Origin of the sequence: Streptomyces sp. NBC_01363, from assembly GCF_026340595.1 — a bacterium.
Lineage (GTDB): Bacteria > Actinomycetota > Actinomycetes > Streptomycetales > Streptomycetaceae > Streptomyces.
In genome coordinates, this window is the sequence record NZ_JAPEPF010000002.1 from 742374 (window position 1) to 758461 (window position 16088).

Annotated in this window: 13 protein-coding genes; 10 read left to right on the plus strand and 3 right to left on the minus strand. The window is 69.5% G+C overall.

What is annotated here, in order from left to right:
• Positions 1 to 16: 16 nt before the first annotated feature.
• A complete protein-coding gene (locus OG611_RS31330) occupies positions 17 to 925 on the minus strand; it encodes a M20/M25/M40 family metallo-hydrolase (RefSeq protein WP_266427850.1) in 909 nt (302 codons plus the stop codon).
• 343 nt (positions 926 to 1268) lie between these two features.
• Between OG611_RS31330 and OG611_RS31335 the strand changes: the two genes are divergently transcribed.
• The 5 genes from OG611_RS31335 to OG611_RS31355 all read left to right on the plus strand — a co-directional run bounded on the left by OG611_RS31335 (position 1269) and on the right by OG611_RS31355 (position 6864).
• Positions 1269 to 2021, plus strand: coding sequence for an ABC transporter ATP-binding protein (locus OG611_RS31335; RefSeq protein WP_266427853.1), 753 nt, complete (start codon positions 1269 to 1271; stop codon positions 2019 to 2021).
• A gap of 192 nt (positions 2022 to 2213) precedes the next feature.
• Positions 2214 to 4757, plus strand: a complete 2544-nt coding sequence (locus tag OG611_RS31340; RefSeq protein WP_266427856.1) for a sensor histidine kinase KdpD — start codon at positions 2214 to 2216, stop codon at positions 4755 to 4757.
• Between the two features lie 109 nt (positions 4758 to 4866).
• The gene (locus OG611_RS31345) at positions 4867 to 5559 is read left to right on the plus strand and encodes a response regulator (protein ID WP_266431337.1); all 693 of its coding nucleotides are present in this window, start codon (positions 4867 to 4869) and stop codon (positions 5557 to 5559) included.
• 123 nt (positions 5560 to 5682) lie between these two features.
• Positions 5683 to 6099 carry an OB-fold nucleic acid binding domain-containing protein gene (locus OG611_RS31350; protein WP_072485886.1) on the plus strand — a complete coding sequence of 139 codons (417 nt, stop codon included), beginning with the start codon at positions 5683 to 5685 and terminating at the stop codon, positions 6097 to 6099.
• 3 nt (positions 6100 to 6102) lie between these two features.
• Positions 6103 to 6864, plus strand: a complete 762-nt coding sequence (locus OG611_RS31355) for a DUF3159 domain-containing protein (protein WP_266427860.1) — start codon at positions 6103 to 6105, stop codon at positions 6862 to 6864.
• A 78-nt stretch (positions 6865 to 6942) separates the two neighbouring features.
• Here the strand turns inward: OG611_RS31355 and OG611_RS31360 are convergent, their stop codons facing one another.
• Positions 6943 to 7620 (minus strand): TrkA family potassium uptake protein, encoded by a 678-nt coding sequence (locus tag OG611_RS31360; RefSeq protein ID WP_266427863.1) that lies wholly within the window; start codon positions 7618 to 7620, stop codon positions 6943 to 6945.
• Positions 7620 to 8288, minus strand: coding sequence for a TrkA family potassium uptake protein (locus OG611_RS31365; RefSeq protein ID WP_266427865.1), 669 nt, complete (start codon positions 8286 to 8288; stop codon positions 7620 to 7622). Before OG611_RS31365 ends, OG611_RS31360 begins: the two co-directional genes overlap by 1 nt.
• A gap of 262 nt (positions 8289 to 8550) precedes the next feature.
• Between OG611_RS31365 and OG611_RS31370 the strand changes: the two genes are divergently transcribed.
• The 5 genes from OG611_RS31370 to OG611_RS31390 all read left to right on the plus strand — a co-directional run bounded on the left by OG611_RS31370 (position 8551) and on the right by OG611_RS31390 (position 15548).
• The gene (locus OG611_RS31370) at positions 8551 to 9207 is read left to right on the plus strand and encodes a GntR family transcriptional regulator (protein ID WP_266427868.1); all 657 of its coding nucleotides are present in this window, start codon (positions 8551 to 8553) and stop codon (positions 9205 to 9207) included.
• Between the two features lie 47 nt (positions 9208 to 9254).
• Positions 9255 to 10322: a 1-aminocyclopropane-1-carboxylate deaminase gene (locus OG611_RS31375; RefSeq protein ID WP_266427870.1), complete on the plus strand. Its 1068-nt coding sequence runs from the start codon at positions 9255 to 9257 to the stop codon at positions 10320 to 10322.
• Between the two features lie 113 nt (positions 10323 to 10435).
• Positions 10436 to 12484, plus strand: coding sequence for an APC family permease (locus tag OG611_RS31380; RefSeq protein WP_266427873.1), 2049 nt, complete (start codon positions 10436 to 10438; stop codon positions 12482 to 12484).
• Between the two features lie 100 nt (positions 12485 to 12584).
• Complete coding sequence (locus OG611_RS31385) at positions 12585 to 13913, plus strand: class I SAM-dependent RNA methyltransferase (RefSeq protein WP_266427875.1); 1329 nt, start codon at positions 12585 to 12587, stop codon at positions 13911 to 13913.
• Between the two features lie 492 nt (positions 13914 to 14405).
• Complete coding sequence (locus OG611_RS31390; RefSeq protein WP_266427878.1) at positions 14406 to 15548, plus strand: hypothetical protein; 1143 nt, start codon at positions 14406 to 14408, stop codon at positions 15546 to 15548.
• Positions 15549 to 16088 lie beyond the last annotated feature (540 nt).

The window sequence follows — 16088 nt, forward strand, 5'->3', positions numbered from 1 at the left end:
TTCCTGGGGGTGGGGGTCAGTGCCGGGGTGCCGTGGCGGCGAGCTTCCACAGCACGCCGACGATGGCGTCGGTGCTGGTCGTCTCCGTCTTCGGATCCACGTTGGCGAGGTTGTCGCATGCCTCGTGGATGCAGTCCGAGATGCCGGTGCTGAAGCCGGACGACGGGATGCCGGCGTTTCCGAACGACTCGTGGTCCGAACCGCCGACGCCGATGTCGAAGGTGGGGATGGAGCGTTCGGCGAACCACGCTTCGAACGCCTGCTGGGCCTCGGTCTCGCCGTGCTCGTCGTCATGGACCACGAGCCACTGCCGGGTGTTCCTGCTGCCCGCCTGGTCGAAGTTGAGGTAGACGTCGATCCTGCGCCGGTCGGCCCCGGAGAGCTTGCTGACGTAGCTCTCCGAGCCGATCAGCCCCTGCTCCTCCGCGCCCCACCACGCGAACCGCAGATGCCGTTCGGGCTTCAGACCGGACTCGGCCACCTGGAGGGCGGTGGCCAGGACCGCGGCCGAACCCGAGCCGTTGTCGTTGATTCCCGGGCCCTCCTTCACGCTGTCGAGGTGGGCGCCGGTCAGCAGCACATGGTCCGGGTCGCCGCCCGGCCAGTCGGCGATCAGGTTGTTGCCGGTGGCGCCGTCGTGGGTGAAGGGGACCAGCCGGGTACGGAAGCCCGCCCGGTCCAGGGCGCTCTTCACGTACGCCACGGACTGCGCGTACCCCTTCGTGCCGTGCGCGCGGTTGCCGCCGTTGCGGTCCGCGATGCGCTGGAGGGCACGCAGGTGGGGCATCACCTGCTGCTCGGAGACGGTGGGGGCGGCGGGGACCCGGGCTTCCGCGATCGCGGTCGTGGCGGGGCCGGTGGACAGGGCCAGGGACATCACGAGGGCTCCGACGGCGAGCCCGGGAAGGGTCCTTCGTATCGTCATGCGCATGCCTTCGAGGACGGGGCACTCGCCCCGGTGGACCGGCGAACCGGCTGACGTCGGCCAGGCTGATCAGTCGATGTCAGGAAGTTGTCGGGAAGCCGTTGCCCTTCGATGAAGGATCCGTCCGGGATGGAATCGTCCGGCCCGAAGGGGCATCGTCCGGTCGGGCGAAGGAACCGCCAGAAGGAATCGTCCGGCCGGGCAATGGACTTCGGCCGTTGCCCGGCCGTGTGCCCGGCGCACATACTGGCGGCCGGTGCCCTCGGCGTGCCCCGGACCGGGCGGCCGGCGCCGGCACGCGGGGGAGCATCATGTACGGGACAGGCGAACGCGGGGGAGTGGCATGAGTGACGACAGCACCGGACGGGCGAACACCACCGGGCAGGGCGGTACCGCAGTCGCCGAGCAACCGGCCGGCGGGCCGATGGTCCGGGTCGAGGACCTGCACCGCTCGTACGGCTCCGGCGCCGGAGCGGTGCACGCGCTGCGCGGGGTGTCCTTCGAGGTGCCGCGCGGCGAGCTGGTCGCGCTCAAGGGGCGCTCGGGCTCGGGCAAGACCACCCTCCTCAACCTGCTCGGCGGGCTCGACAGCCCCGACGGCGGCCGGATCACCGTCGACGGCACGGACCTCGCCGAGCTCGGCGAGGACGGGCTCCTGGAACTGCGCCGGGACCGGATCGGCTTCATCTTCCAGTCGTTCGGCCTGATCCCGATCCTGACCGCGGCGGAGAACGTCGGCGTGCCCATGCGGCTGCGCAAGGCGGACCCGCGCGAGCGCGAGGACCGGGTGGCGCTGCTGCTCTCCCTGGTCGGCCTCGCCGACCACGCCGCCCAGCGTCCCGGCGAGCTCTCCGGGGGCCAGCAGCAGCGCGTCGCGATTGCCCGCGCACTCGCCAACCGGCCCGCGCTGCTGATCGCGGACGAGCCGACGGGGCAGCTGGACGCGGAGACCGGGCTCGCGGTGATGGAGCTGCTGCGGGCAGTGGTGCGCAGCGAGGGCGTCACCGCGCTGGTGGCCACGCACGACGCACAGCTGCTGGGGCTGGCGGACCGGGTGCTGGAACTGAGCGACGGACACATCGTCGAGCACGCGTAGGAGGGACGGGGGAGAACCTCCGAAGGGCGCCCGCGATCCGGCGGAGGGCGCCCGGGGTTCGTCCGGGGCGTCAGAATCCTGTCAATTCGGTCCCTCGCCCCGCCACCCGTCCCATTTGTCGACAATGCGCGGGGTAGCTTCGAACCGGCTGCCGCATCGGACGCAGCCGGTTCAAGAGAAGACAATGGGGCCATGGCACGCGGCAAGCTTCGGATCTACCTGGGTGCGGCACCCGGCGTCGGCAAGACGTACGCGATGCTCTCCGAGGCCCATCGACGGGTGGAGCGGGGCACCGACTGCGTCGTCGCCTTCGTGGAGCACCACGACCGGCCGCGCACCGAGGTCATGCTGCACGGCCTGGAACAGATCCGGCGCCGCGAGATCGAGTACCGCTCCGCCGTCTTCACCGAGATGGACGTCGACGCGGTCCTGGAGCGCGCCCCCGCCGTCGCCCTGGTGGACGAACTGGCGCACACCAATGTGCCGGGCTCCCGCAACGCCAAACGCTGGCAGGACGTCGAAGAGCTCCTCCAGGCCGGCATCGACGTGGTGTCCACCGTCAACATCCAGCACCTGGAGTCGCTCGGTGACGTCGTCGAGGCGATAACCGGTGTGCGACAGCGCGAGACCGTCCCCGACGAGGTCGTCCGCCGGGCCGACCAGCTCGAACTCGTCGACATGTCGCCACAGGCGCTGCGCCGCCGGATGGCCCACGGCAACATCTACAAGCCGGACCGGATCGATGCCTCGCTGTCCAACTACTTCCGCCCCGGCAACCTGACCGCCCTGCGCGAGCTGGCCCTTCTCTGGGTCGCCGACCGGGTCGACGAATACCTCCAGGAGTACCGCGGCGAACACAACATCCGCACCACCTGGCAGGCCCGCGAACGCATCGTCGTCGGCCTCACCGGCGGTCCCGAGGGCCGTACGCTCATCCGCCGCGCGTCCCGGATGGCGGCCAAGGGGTCGGGCAGCGAGATCCTCGCCGTCTACATCGCCCGCAGCGACGGGCTGACCTCCGCATCGCCCAAGGAACTCACCGTCCAGCGCACCCTCGTGGAGGACCTCGGCGGCACGTTCCACCATGTCATCGGCGACGACATACCGTCGGCGCTCCTCGAATTCGCCCGTGGGGTGAACGCCACGCAGATCGTCCTCGGTTCCAGCCGCCGCAAGGCCTGGCAGTACATCTACGGGCCGGGCGTGGGCGCCACCGTCGCCCGGGAGTCCGGACCCGACCTCGACGTCCACATCGTCACCCACGAAGAGGTCGCCAAGGGGCGTGGTCTGCCCATCGCCCGCGGCGCCCGGCTCGGCCGGGTCCGGATCATCTGGGGCTGGCTGGTCGGGGTCGGCGGCCCGGCCCTCCTCACCCTGCTCCTGGCCGGGCTGGACAGCGGCCCCGGACTCGCCAACGACGTCCTGCTCTTCCTCTTCCTGACCGTGGGCGCCGCGCTGCTCGGCGGACTGCTGCCGGCCCTCGCCTCGGCCGCCGTCGGCTCGATGCTGCTGAACTACTGGTTCACCCCGCCCACCCACACCCTGACCGTCCAGGACCCGGAGAACTTCGTCGCCATCGTGATCTTCTTCGCGGTGGCGGTCTCGGTCGCCTCGGTCGTCGACCTGGCGGCCCGCCGCACCCATCAGGCGGCCCGGCTGCGCGCCGAGTCGGAGATCCTCTCCTTCCTGGCCGGTAGCGTGCTGCGCGGCGAGACGACGCTGGACGCGCTCCTCGACCGGGTCCGCGAGACCTTCGGCATGGAATCCGTCGCCCTCCTGGAGCGCAGGAGCGACGTCGACCCGTGGACGTGCGCCGGGAGCGTCGGACCGGGCCCGGTGGCCCGGCCGGAGGACGCCGATGTGGACATGCCCGTCGGCGACCACATGGCGCTGGCGCTCTCCGGCCGGGTGCTGCCCGCCGAGGACCGCCGGGTGCTCGGCGCGTTCGCCGCCCAGGCGGCCGTCGTACTGGACCGGCAGCGCCTGGTCGACGAGGCGGAGGAGGCCCGGCGGCTCGCCGAGGGCAACCGGATCAGGACGGCGCTCCTCGCCGCCGTCAGCCATGATCTGCGTACCCCGCTCGCCGCCATCAAGGCCGCCGTCAGCTCCCTGCGCTCCGACGACGTCGCCTGGTCCGACGAGGACCAGGCCGAACTCCTGGAGGGCATCGAGAACGGCGCCGACCGCCTCGATCACCTCGTGGGCAACCTCCTGGACATGTCCAGGCTCCAGACCGGCACCGTCACCCCGCTGATCCGCGAGATCGATCTCGACGAGGTGGTCCCGATGGCGCTCGGAGGTGTCCCCGAGGACAGCGTCGACCTGGACATCCCCGAGACCCTGCCGATGGTCGCGGTCGACCCCGGGCTGCTGGAGCGGGCCGTCGCCAACATCGTCGAGAACGCCGTGAAGTACAGCCGCTACGCGGAACGCGTCACCGTGGCCGCCAGTGCGCTCGGCGAACGCGTCGAGCTACGGGTGGCCGATCGCGGCCCCGGCGTCCCCGACGACGCCAAGGAGCGCATCTTCGAGCCCTTCCAGCGCTACGGCGACGCCCCGCGCGGCGCGGGAGTCGGCCTGGGGCTCGCCGTGGCCCGCGGTTTCGTGGAGTCCATGGGCGGCACGCTGGACGCCGAGGACACCCCCGGCGGCGGCCTCACCATGGTGCTGACCCTCAAGGCAGCTTCGGGATACATTCCGGTCAGCCCCGACCTGCCCGCGCGGGTCACCTCATGACCGCGCGGAGACCTCCTGACCACGCGGGACACTCCATGACCACGCAGGTCACCTCATGATCACCGGTACGTCCCGGGAGATCGCCGTACAGCAGAAAGGCAGGGCCCCCATGACCCGGGTGCTTGTGGTCGACGACGAGCCGCAGATCGTACGCGCCCTCGTGATCAACCTGAAGGCGCGCAAGTACGAGGTGGACGCGGCGCCCGACGGCGCGACCGCCCTCCAGCTCGCCGCCGCCCGCCACCCCGATGTCGTCGTCCTCGACCTCGGGCTGCCGGACATGGACGGCGTCGAGGTGATCAAGGGGCTGCGCGGCTGGACCCGGGTGCCGATCCTGGTGCTCTCCGCCCGCCACACCTCCGACGAGAAGGTGGAGGCCCTGGACGCCGGAGCCGACGACTACGTCACCAAGCCGTTCGGTATGGACGAGCTGCTGGCCCGGCTGCGCGCCTCGGTCCGCCGCGCCGAACCCGTCGGGCAGCACGGCTCCGACGACATCGTGATCGTCGAGACCGAGGGGTTCACCGTCGACCTGGCGGCGAAGAAGGTCCACCGCGCGGGACGCGACGTACGGCTCACGCCCACCGAGTGGCATCTGCTGGAGGTCCTGGTCCGCAACAGCGGCCGGCTGGTCAGCCAGAAGCAGCTGCTCCAGGAGGTCTGGGGGCCCTCGTACGGAACCGAGACCAACTATCTGCGGGTCTACATGGCCCAGCTGAGGCGCAAACTGGAGGCCGACCCCTCGCATCCCCGGCATTTCGTGACCGAGCCGGGCATGGGATACCGCTTCGAGCGCGGCTGAACAGGTCACCGGGCCCGAGGCCGAACAGGTCGCCGGGCCCTCTCCTCTGACGCGCCCCGGCCACCCGTTCGAGTGAGACCGGGGACACCCGCCCGGGGCAGCCGGGACCGGTACCCTTCGGATATGAGTGCTGTTCCACGATCCGACAAACCCGGCAAGGCGGAGAAGCCGTCGGGCCGCTTCCGGCGGATGCTCGACCGGCTGTCCAGCTCCCAGGAGGACCTCGAGTCCGAGGAGCTGCAGGAGGACGCGCAGGCCTCGGGTTGCACGCGGATCTCCGAATGCACCGACCGCCAGATCGTGAAGGTGACTGGTACCTTGCGGACCGTCACCCTGCGGCCGCGCGCCGGAGTGCCCGCCCTGGAGGCCGAGCTCTTCGACGGCACCGCTCCGCTGGACGTTGTCTGGCTGGGCAGGCGCTCCATCGTGGGCATAGAACCGGGTCGCAAGCTCATCGCCTCGGGCCGGATCGCCATGAGTCACGGGCGCCGGGTGCTGTTCAACCCCAAATACGAACTCCGACCGCTCGGCAAGGAGTAGCCGGTGACGTCTCTCGACAAGCCGACGTCCGACACGGACCGCACCACCCGCACCGACCAGCAGGAGGCCGACGCGAAGGCGGTCACCGAGGCCGCGCTCTTCGAGGCGTTCGGCGGTGTCCGGGGCATGGTGGAGACAGTCCTTCCCGGGCTGTTGTTCGTCACCATCTTCACGATCAACAAGGATCTGCACCTCTCGGCCATCGCGGCCCTGGTGGTGTCGCTGGTCCTTGTCGCCGTACGGCTGATCCGAAGGGACACCGTCAAGCACGCCTTCAGCGGTGTCTTCGGTGTGGCCTTCGGCGTGGTCTTCGCGATGATGACGGGCAATGCCAAGGACTTCTACCTGCCGGGCATGCTGTACACGCTCGGCCTGGCCCTCGCCTACCTGATCACCACCCTCGCGGGGGTGCCGCTGATCGGCCTGATCCTGGGGCCGGTGTTCAAGGAGAACCTCTCCTGGCGCACCAGGAACCCCGGCCGCAAGCAGGCGTACGCCAAGGCCAGCTACGCCTGGGGGCTGATCCTGCTCGCCAAGTGCGCGATCCTCTTCCCGCTGTACTGGTGGGCCGACACCACCCAGTTCGGCTGGGTCCTGGTCGCTCTGAAGATCCCTCCGTTCCTGCTCGCGGTCTATCTGACCTGGGTCTTCCTCGCGAAGGCGCCGCCGCCCATCGATGTCTTCGCCGAGATGGAGGCCGAGGAGCAGGCCGAGAAGGACCGCAAGGCGGCCGCGGCCGCCGCGGTCCGCAACCAGGAGTTCTGAGAGCACTCGACATGTGGGAGGGGCCCGGAACCGTGTCACACGGTTCCGGGCCCCTCCTCGTACGTTCCGCCCCGCGGCTCAGTCGTCCGAGTCGCCCCGGCGCACCGACAGCAGGTCCTCCAGCTGCTCCTCGCGCGCCTGCGCGGCCACGAACAGCAGCTCGTCACCGGCCTCCAGGGTCTCCTCGGTGCTCGGCGTCAGCACGCGCTGACCGCGGATGATGGTGACCAGCGAGGTGTCCTCGGGCCAGGCCACATCGCCGACCCGGGTGCCGGCCAGCGCCGACTCCGGGGGCAGCGTCAGCTCGACCAGGTTGGCGTCGCCGTGGCTGAAGCGCAGCAGCCGGACCAGATCGCCGACGCTCACCGCCTCCTCCACCAGGGCCGACATCAGACGCGGCGTCGAGACCGCCACATCGACGCCCCAGGCCTCGTTGAACAGCCACTCGTTCTTCGGGTTGTTGACCCGGGCGACGACCCTCGGCACGCCGTACTCGGTCTTGGCGAGCAGTGACACGACCAGATTCACCTTGTCGTCGCCGGTCGCGGCGATCACGACGTTGCAGCGCTGGAGCGCCGCCTCGTCGAGCGAGGTGATCTCGCAGGCGTCCGCCAGCAGCCACTCGGCCATCGGCACCCGCTCCACCGAGATGGCCGTCGGCGCCTTGTCGACGAGCAGCACCTCGTGCCCGTTCTCCAGCAGCTCGCCCGCGATGGAACGACCCACCGCACCGGCCCCGGCAATCGCGACACGCATCAGTGACCGCCCTCCTCAGGACCCTCGGCGAAGGCCGCCTCGACCTTCGCGATCTCGTCCGTACGCATCATCACGTGGACCAGGTCGCCCTCCTGCAGCACCGTCTGCGAGGTGGGCAGTATGGCTTCGCCCAGCCGGGTGAGGAACGCCACGCGGACGCCCGTCTCCTCCTGCAGCGTGCTGATCTTGTGGCCGATCCAGGACGGTGTGGTGTGCACCTCCGCGAGCTGCACACCACCGCTCGGATCCCGCCACAGCGGCTCGGCGCCCGAAGGCAGCAGCCGCCGCAGCATCTGGTCCGCGGTCCAGCGCACGGTGGCGACCGTGGGGATGCCGAGACGCTGGTAGACCTCGGCGCGGCGGGGGTCGTAGATCCGCGCCGCGACATTCTCGATGCCGAACATCTCGCGGGCCACCCGGGCGGCGATGATGTTCGAGTTGTCACCGCTGCTCACCGCTGCGAACGCACCGGCGTCCTCGATACCCGCCTCGCGGAGGGTGTCCTGGTCGAAGCCGACACCCGTGACGCGCCGCCCGCCGAATCCGGACCCGAGGCGACGGAACGCCGTCGGGTCCTGGTCGATGACGGCGACCGTGTGCCCCTGCTGCTCCAGGGTCTGCGCGAGAGCGGCTCCTACTCGCCCGCAGCCCATGATGACGATGTGCACCTTGCGCCTACCTCGCAGTCCTGGTTGTCCGGCTGACCTGCGAAAACACCCTGCTCACACTTCTTTCTCAGCTTGCCGGGCAAACAACGGGGCAACGGTCTGCCCCGTTGCCCAGGATGAGCTTATGCGGCCCGGAGTGCGAGGCCTCATCCGAGTGCGCTTTCCCCGTATCCCGCCCGGCGGACGCCGAAGGCCGCCGATCGCGGCCGCCGGCGGACGAACTCTTGAGCGCGAAGCACACAGACATCTAACATGTCAGTTCATGGAGACCCTGCGCCCCGTCCGACGGACCCTGCTGCGGGACACCGCCTACGAGGCGATCCGCGACGCCATCGTCCGCGGTGACCTTCCGCCCGGCGCCCCCGTCCGCGACGCCGACCTCGCCGAACGCCTCGGACTCTCCCGGGCCCCGGTCCGCGACGCGCTGTCCCGGCTCTGTGGCGAGGGCCTCGTCGAGTCCAAGCCGCAGAGCTACACCCGGGTGACCCGGCTGGTGCCGCGCGACGTCCGGGACGCGGCGGCCGTCGTACGGGCCATGCAGGAACTGGCCGCCAGGACCGCCGTGCCCCGCCTCACGGACGCGGACATCACCGCGATGCGCGAGGCCAACGACCGGTTCCGGGACGCGACCCGCCGCGGCGACGTGGCGGACGCACTGCGCGCCGACGACCGGCTCCACGACGTCCTCGTCACGGCCTGCGACAACCGCGCCGTGGCCGCCACCGTCGAGCGCTACACCCCTCTGATCCGGCGCCTGGAGTGGCGACAGTTCGGCACGGCCGGCTCCGCGCACGGCTCCGCGGAGCTGCACGAGCGGCTGATCGAGGCGTGTGCGGAGCGCGGTGCCGAAGCCGCGGCCCGGATCACCGCCGAGATCTGGCAGGCGCTCGAAGAGCTCGCCGACGAACCGACCGAGTAGCCCGACGACCCACAGCCATCCACCCCACCACCGAGCCAGGGAGTTCCGTGACCACCACAACGCCCACCTCCCCGTCCTCCTCCTCTTCCCCCTCCATCTCCTCGTACGACCGCTACCCCCTCCTCTTCGGCCCCTCGCCCGTGCACCGGCTCCACCGGCTCACCGAGCACCTCGGCGGCGCCGCGCTCTGGGCCAAGCGGGAGGACTGCAACTCCGGCATCGCCTACGGCGGCAACAAGACCCGCAAGCTCGAATACCTCGTCGCCGACGCCCTCGCGAAGGGCTGCGACACACTCGTATCCATCGGTGGCGTCCAGTCCAACCACACCCGCCAGGTCGCGGCGGTCGCCGCCCGCGCCGGTCTCAAGTGCGTACTCATCCAGGAGAGCTGGGTCGAGTGGCCCGACGCCGTCTACGACAAGGTCGGCAACATCCTGATCAGCCGCCTGGCCGGTGCCGACGTCCGCCTGGTGCGCGCCGGGTTCGGCATCGGCGTCAAGGAGAGCTGGGAGCAGGCGCTGCGCGAGGTGGAGGAGGGCGGCGGCAAGCCGTACGCCATCCCCGCGGGCGCGTCCGACCACCCGCTGGGCGGGCTCGGCTTCGCCAACTGGGCGTACGAGGTCGCCGAGCAGGAACGCGCGCTCGGCGTGTTCTTCGACACCGTGGTCGTCTGCTCGGTCACCGGCTCCACCCAGGCCGGCATGGTCGCGGGCTTCGCCGCACTGGAGCAGGCGGGCGCCCGCCCGCGACGGGTACGGGGCATCGACGCCTCCGCCGAACCCGCTCGTACCCGCGAGCAGATCGCCCGGATCGCGGCCGCCACCGCACGGCTCATTGGCGTGCACCGGGAGCTCACCGTGGACGACATCGAACTCGACGAGCGCTACCACGCGGGCACCTACGGCATCCCCGACGACACGACCCTCGACGCGATGCGGCTCGCCGCTCGTACCGAGGGCATGGTCACCGACCCCGTGTACGAGGGGAAGTCGATGGCGGGAATGGCCGACCTCGTGGCGCGCGGCGAGATCGCCCGCGATTCCACCGTCCTTTACGCGCATCTCGGCGGCCAGCCCGCATTGAATGGTTACAGCGCCCTTTTCGCGGACGCCTGAGTGCAAGGATTTCGTTAAGGATTTTGTGGCTTTTTCGGCCGGGCGCAGGAGATTGCGGGGCCACGGGGGTGGTGCGTCTGCGGCTTCCATACGGAACGCTTACGATCCTCTGCGTGTCCAAACTGACCGACGTGCCCAAACGGATTCTGATCGGACGGGCGTTGCGCAGCGACAAGCTGGGAGAAACGCTCCTCCCCAAGCGCATCGCACTTCCCGTCTTCGCATCCGACCCGCTGTCCTCGGTGGCCTACGCGCCTGGAGAAGTCCTCCTGGTGCTCTCCGTCGCGGGCGTGTCGGCGTACCACTTCAGCCCCTGGATCGCGCTCGCCGTCGTGGTGCTGATGTTCACGGTCGTCGCTTCGTACCGGCAGAACGTGCACGCGTATCCGAGCGGTGGTGGCGACTACGAGGTCGCCACCACCAACCTCGGCCCCAAGGCCGGGCTGACCGTGGCCAGCGCGCTGCTGGTCGATTACGTGCTGACCGTCGCCGTGTCGATCGCCTCCGGGGTGGAGAACCTCGGGTCCGCGATCCCGTTCGTCGTCGAGCACAAGACGGTGTGCGCCATCGCCGCCATCGTGCTCCTGACGCTGATGAATCTGCGCGGCGTCAAGGAGTCCGGCAAGCTCTTCGCCATTCCCACGTACCTCTTCGTGGCCGGCGTCTTCATCATGATCATCTGGGGTGCGTTCCGTGGACTGGTCCTCGGCGACACCATGCACGCCCCGACCTCCGGCTACGAGATCAAGGCCGAGCACGCGGGGCTGAGCGGCTTCGCGCTGGTCTTCCTGCTGCTGCGGGCCTTTTCCTCCGGCTGTGCAGCCCTCACCGGAGTCGAGGCGATCAGTAATGGCGTGCCCGCCTTCCGCAAGCCGAAGAGCAAGAATGCCGCGACGACCCTCGCGATGATGGGCCTGCTGGCCGTCACCATGTTCTGCGGCATCATCGGCCTGGCCATGGCCACCGATGTGAAGATGGCCGAGAATCCGGCCAAGGACCTGATCAACCACGGTGTTCCGGTCGGCTCCTCCTTCGTCCAGGACCCGGTGATCTCACAGGTCGCGGCCGCGGTCTTCGGCGACGGCACGTTCTTCTTCGTCGTCCTCGCGGCGGCCACCGCACTCGTTCTCTTCCTCGCCGCCAACACCGCGTACAACGGCTTCCCGCTGCTCGGCTCGATCCTCGCGCAGGACCGCTACCTGCCCCGCCAGCTCCACACCCGCGGTGACCGGCTCGCCTTCTCCAACGGCATCGTGCTCCTGGCGGGCGCGGCGATCCTGCTGACCTGGATCTACGGGGCGGACTCGACCCGGCTCATCCAGCTCTACATCGTCGGCGTCTTCGTCTCCTTCACCCTCAGCCAGACCGGCATGGTCCGGCACTGGAACCGCCACCTGAGGACGGAGAAGGACCCGGCCAAGCGCCGCCACATGGTGCGCTCCCGCGCGATCAACACCTTCGGCGCCTTCTTCACCGGCCTGGTGCTCGTCGTCGTGCTCGCGACCAAGTTCACCCACGGCGCCTGGGTCGCACTCCTCGGCATGGTGATCTTCTACGGGACGATGACCGCGATCCGCAGGCACTACGACCGGGTCGCCGAGGAGATCGCCGCCGACGAGACCCCGTCCGACGAGACGATCCGGCCCTCCAGGGTCCACTCGATCGTCCTGGTCTCCAAGCTCCACCGGCCCACCCTGCGCGCCCTCGCCTACGCCAAGCTGATCCGCTCCGACCAGCTGGAGGCGCTCTCCATCAGCGTCGACCCGGCCGAGACCAAGGCGCTCAAGGACGACTGGGAGCGGCGCGGCATCGACATCCCGCTGAAGATCCTCGACTCCCCGTACCGCGAGGTGACCCGGCCGGTCATCGACTACGTGAAGGGCCTGCGCCGGGAGAGCCCGCGCGACGTCGTGAGCGTGTACATCCCGGAGTACGTGGTCGGCCACTGGTACGAGCACCTCCTCCACAACCAGAGCGCCCTGCGCCTCAAGGGGCGGCTGCTCTTCACCCCGGGCGTCATGGTGACCTCCGTGCCGTATCAGCTGGAGTCCTCCGAGGCGGCCAAGAAGCGCGCCAGGAAGCGCGCCGAATGGAACGCGCCGGGCTCGGTGCGCCGCGGCCCCGTGGAGCGCAGGCCCAAGGAACCCAGCGGCAAGAGCTGACCGCCCCCGCCCGCTCGTGGTAAGCGGCCGGACGACACCCACGTAGACTCGTGGGTTGTTGTCCGGCCGTTCTTCCCTTGATCTCTGGAGCCACCCCCTCATGCAGAACGAACCCACGTCGTCGCTGGTCGGGGAGGAGTACGAGGTCGAGGTCGGCCCCGTCGCGCACGGCGGCCACTGCATCGCCCGTACCTCGGAGGGCCGGGTCCTCTTCGTACGGCACACGCTCCCCGGCGAGAAGGTCATCGCCAGGGTCACCGACGGCGAGAGCGACTCCCGCTTCCTGCGCGCCGACGCGGTACGGATCATCGAGGCGTCCAAGGACCGCGTCGAGGCACCCTGCCCGTACGCCGGCCCCGGCAAGTGCGGCGGCTGCGACTGGCAGCACGCCAAGCCCGGCGCCCAGCGCCGGCTCAAGGGCGAAGTGATCGCCGAACAGCTCCAGCGCCTCGCGGGCCTCACCCCCGAGGAGGCGGGCTGGGACGGCACGGTCATGCCGGCCGAGGGCGACAAGCTCCCGTCGGGTGAGGTACCCGCCTGGCGCACCCGCGTCCAGTACGCCATCGACGAGGACGGCAAGGTCGGCCTCCGCAAGCACCGCTCGCACGACGTGGAGCCCGTGGAGCGCTGCCTGATCGCGGCACCCGGCGTCACGGAGCTCGGCATCGAGAAGCGGGAATGGCCCGGCATGGCCTCGGTGGAGGCCATCGCCGCCACCGGTTCCCACGACCGCCAGGTCATCCTCACCCCGAGGCCCGGCGGCCGGCTGCCCCTGGTTGAGCTCGACAAGCCCGTCTCGGTGATGCGCGTCGACGAGCGCGACGGCGGCGTCCACCGGGTCCACGGCCGCGCCTTCGTCCGCGAGCGCGCCGACGACCGCACCTACCGGGTCGGCTCCGGCGGCTTCTGGCAGGTCCACCCGCAGGCCGCCAACACCCTGGTCCGCGCCGTCATGCAGGGCCTCCTGCCCCGCAAGAACGACATGGCCCTCGACCTCTACTGCGGCGTCGGCCTGTTCGCCGGCGCCATCGGCCAGCGCATCGGCGAGAAGGGCGCGGTCCTCGGCATCGAGTCCGGCAAGCGCGCCGTCGAGGACGCCCGCCACAACCTGAAGGACCTGGACCGGGTCCGCATCGAACACGGCAAGGTCGACCAGATCCTCCCGCGCACCGGCATCACCGAGTGCGACCTGATCGTCCTCGACCCGCCCCGCGCGGGCGCCGGCAAGCAGGTTGTCAAACACCTCACGGGCCTGGGCGCGCGCCGCATCGCGTACGTCGCGTGCGACCCGGCAGCGCTGGCACGGGACCTGGCTTACTTCCGCGAGGGCGGGTACCGGGTGCGGACGCTGCGGGCGTTCGATCTGTTTCCGATGACGCATCATGTGGAGTGCGTGGCCATCCTTGAACCGGCCTCGAAGGGCGCCTGACCTGCGGTTTCTCCCGTGCGCATTATGTGCGTTGTGGGCGTTACGGGCGATATCTTGACGCTGAAATGACGCTCGTGACGCTCATTTGACGCTCGTTTTGATGGGGTGTCAGGCGCACGTTGGGCAGGTCAAGCGGCGTCAAGGCTGCGAGTGACGATGCAACGCCGAAGGCTGGTGACGCTCAATGCGGAGTCGCCGGGTCCTGCAGATCAGATGTCGCGGAAGAGACCAGTGAACGCGGTGACCTGCCGCGATGAGTGGCTGATGGTGGCTGACCTGGGCGAATGACCTTTCAGCTGTTTCACGTTCGTGCCGGTTGATGGGGCCGGAAGCCCCAGGAAGGTCCCAGAGGGCTCCCACCGCTGACAGGCACCCTTTCAGGTCTGTACGCCACTGCGAGCTCGACGAACGCCCTGTTGCCGACGAGGGTGCTGCACCTTGTTGTCGGGTGACTGGCGCTCGGTGGATGCCTTGCGGGATCGTAGGTTCCTGATGATCGACAATGACTCTGTGGTCGCTGGTGGCAGTAAGCCGGCGGTGTCCGCCAAGCCTCGGGCTCCCTACAGCGAGCGGCCCGTCGCGCAGGCCCGGCGGGCCAAGGCGAAGGAGCTGGTTAAGCGGCTCATCACTGAGGGACGCATCCGGATCACCGCTTCGGATGACAACGCGGTCGCGGAGTGGCGGCGTGTCGTCAACTATGCGAAGCGGCACGGCCTGGAACCGGAAGGCAAGCGCATCGAGAAGCTCCCGTACGGTGGGCCGGGGCTGGAGTTGTTCCTCGCGGAGGGACCGCATCCCAACGCACGGAGTCAGAGGCCGAAGGAAGACGGGGGTCTGGTGCCTGTCCCCACGCGACTGGGGCACTTGCACCCGATGGTGACAGCGCTCAAAGACGACGAGCGCCGACTGGTCATGCCGTCTGCGCTGCGCCGTAGGTCGCTCCTGCTGTTGCAGGGACTGGCGGCTGAGGCGGTCCGGCGAGGGTACGAGGTGCGGAAGGCCGGGTCGTCCTTCTACCCGCGCGAGGGCGGAGTGGACGTCGCTGTCGACGGATTCGCATATACCGTCACCGTCAGACAGGAGTTCCCGGAGTCCACAGATCCGGAGCGCTCCGTTCGTCTCGTCGTGGAGTTGGCCCATGGCCTGACCGGTCGGCCCGGTCGCTGGCGGGATCGGAAGACCCGGACGCTCGAAGAAGCCCTGGGCGTGATCCTTGGCGAGATCGAGGCGCGGGCGGTAGAGGACGCTCGACGTAGGCAGGAGGAGCAGCAGGCCGACGTAGAACGCGAACTTCGTTGGCAAGCGGCCATGGATGTGGCGAAGGAACAAGCTGTTCGTGAACAGCTTGCCCAGGCGCTGCGGGAAGAGGCCGCGCGCTGGCAAGAGGCCGCTGCCCTCAGTGCGTACTGCATGGCATTGGAACGTCGCATCGGCGAGTTGAACGGTGTTGCGGACGAGTCGGCTCTGGGCTCGGCTCGACTGTGGTTGGAGTGGGCAAGGGAGTACGTGAGGTCAATCGACCCCTTGACCCCGCTTCCAGAACTGCCGCACACCCGTGAGCCCACGCGTGAGGAACTCAAGTCATTTCTCAGGGGTTGGAGTCCCGATGGACCGGAGCGTCTAGGCGGACGGTGACGCCCGAGTGAGCAGTGGGCCGACGTGTTGCCGATGACGCATCATCGGAGTGCGTGGCGATTCTTGAACGGGCGGTAAGGGGACCGCGATGATGTTCTTGAAGGCCGTGACGATGATAGAGGTGAAGCTGTCCACGGTGCTGTGCCCGGTGGCCCGACTATAGGGTCGGCCAGCGGGTGCTGCTGCCGGGCCCCGTTCATCCAGCCGAAGCCGGGGACCTGGTCATGCCTTCGGCACGGTCAGCGTACGCACGGCCGGAACGAACCGCACGAGGATTCCGTGAGCCCCCGGAGCACCAGGCCACGAGCAGCTTGGTGGCGGAGTGGCCGGGGATCCACGCAATGACCTGTCCAGGCGGAAAGTCCACCGAATCCAGGCATCTGCCCTTCCGCTGTGGCATCTCCTTCGGAGCGGGCACGGCGTCGGGAATGACAGCGGTGCGTGCGGCTCGCTGCTGGGCACGGCTCTCGTGCACCCTGGGCCTGAGTGCATTGACAGAGTCAACGCGTAGGCTTCGCTCGTCGGCTGCACCGTGCCTCA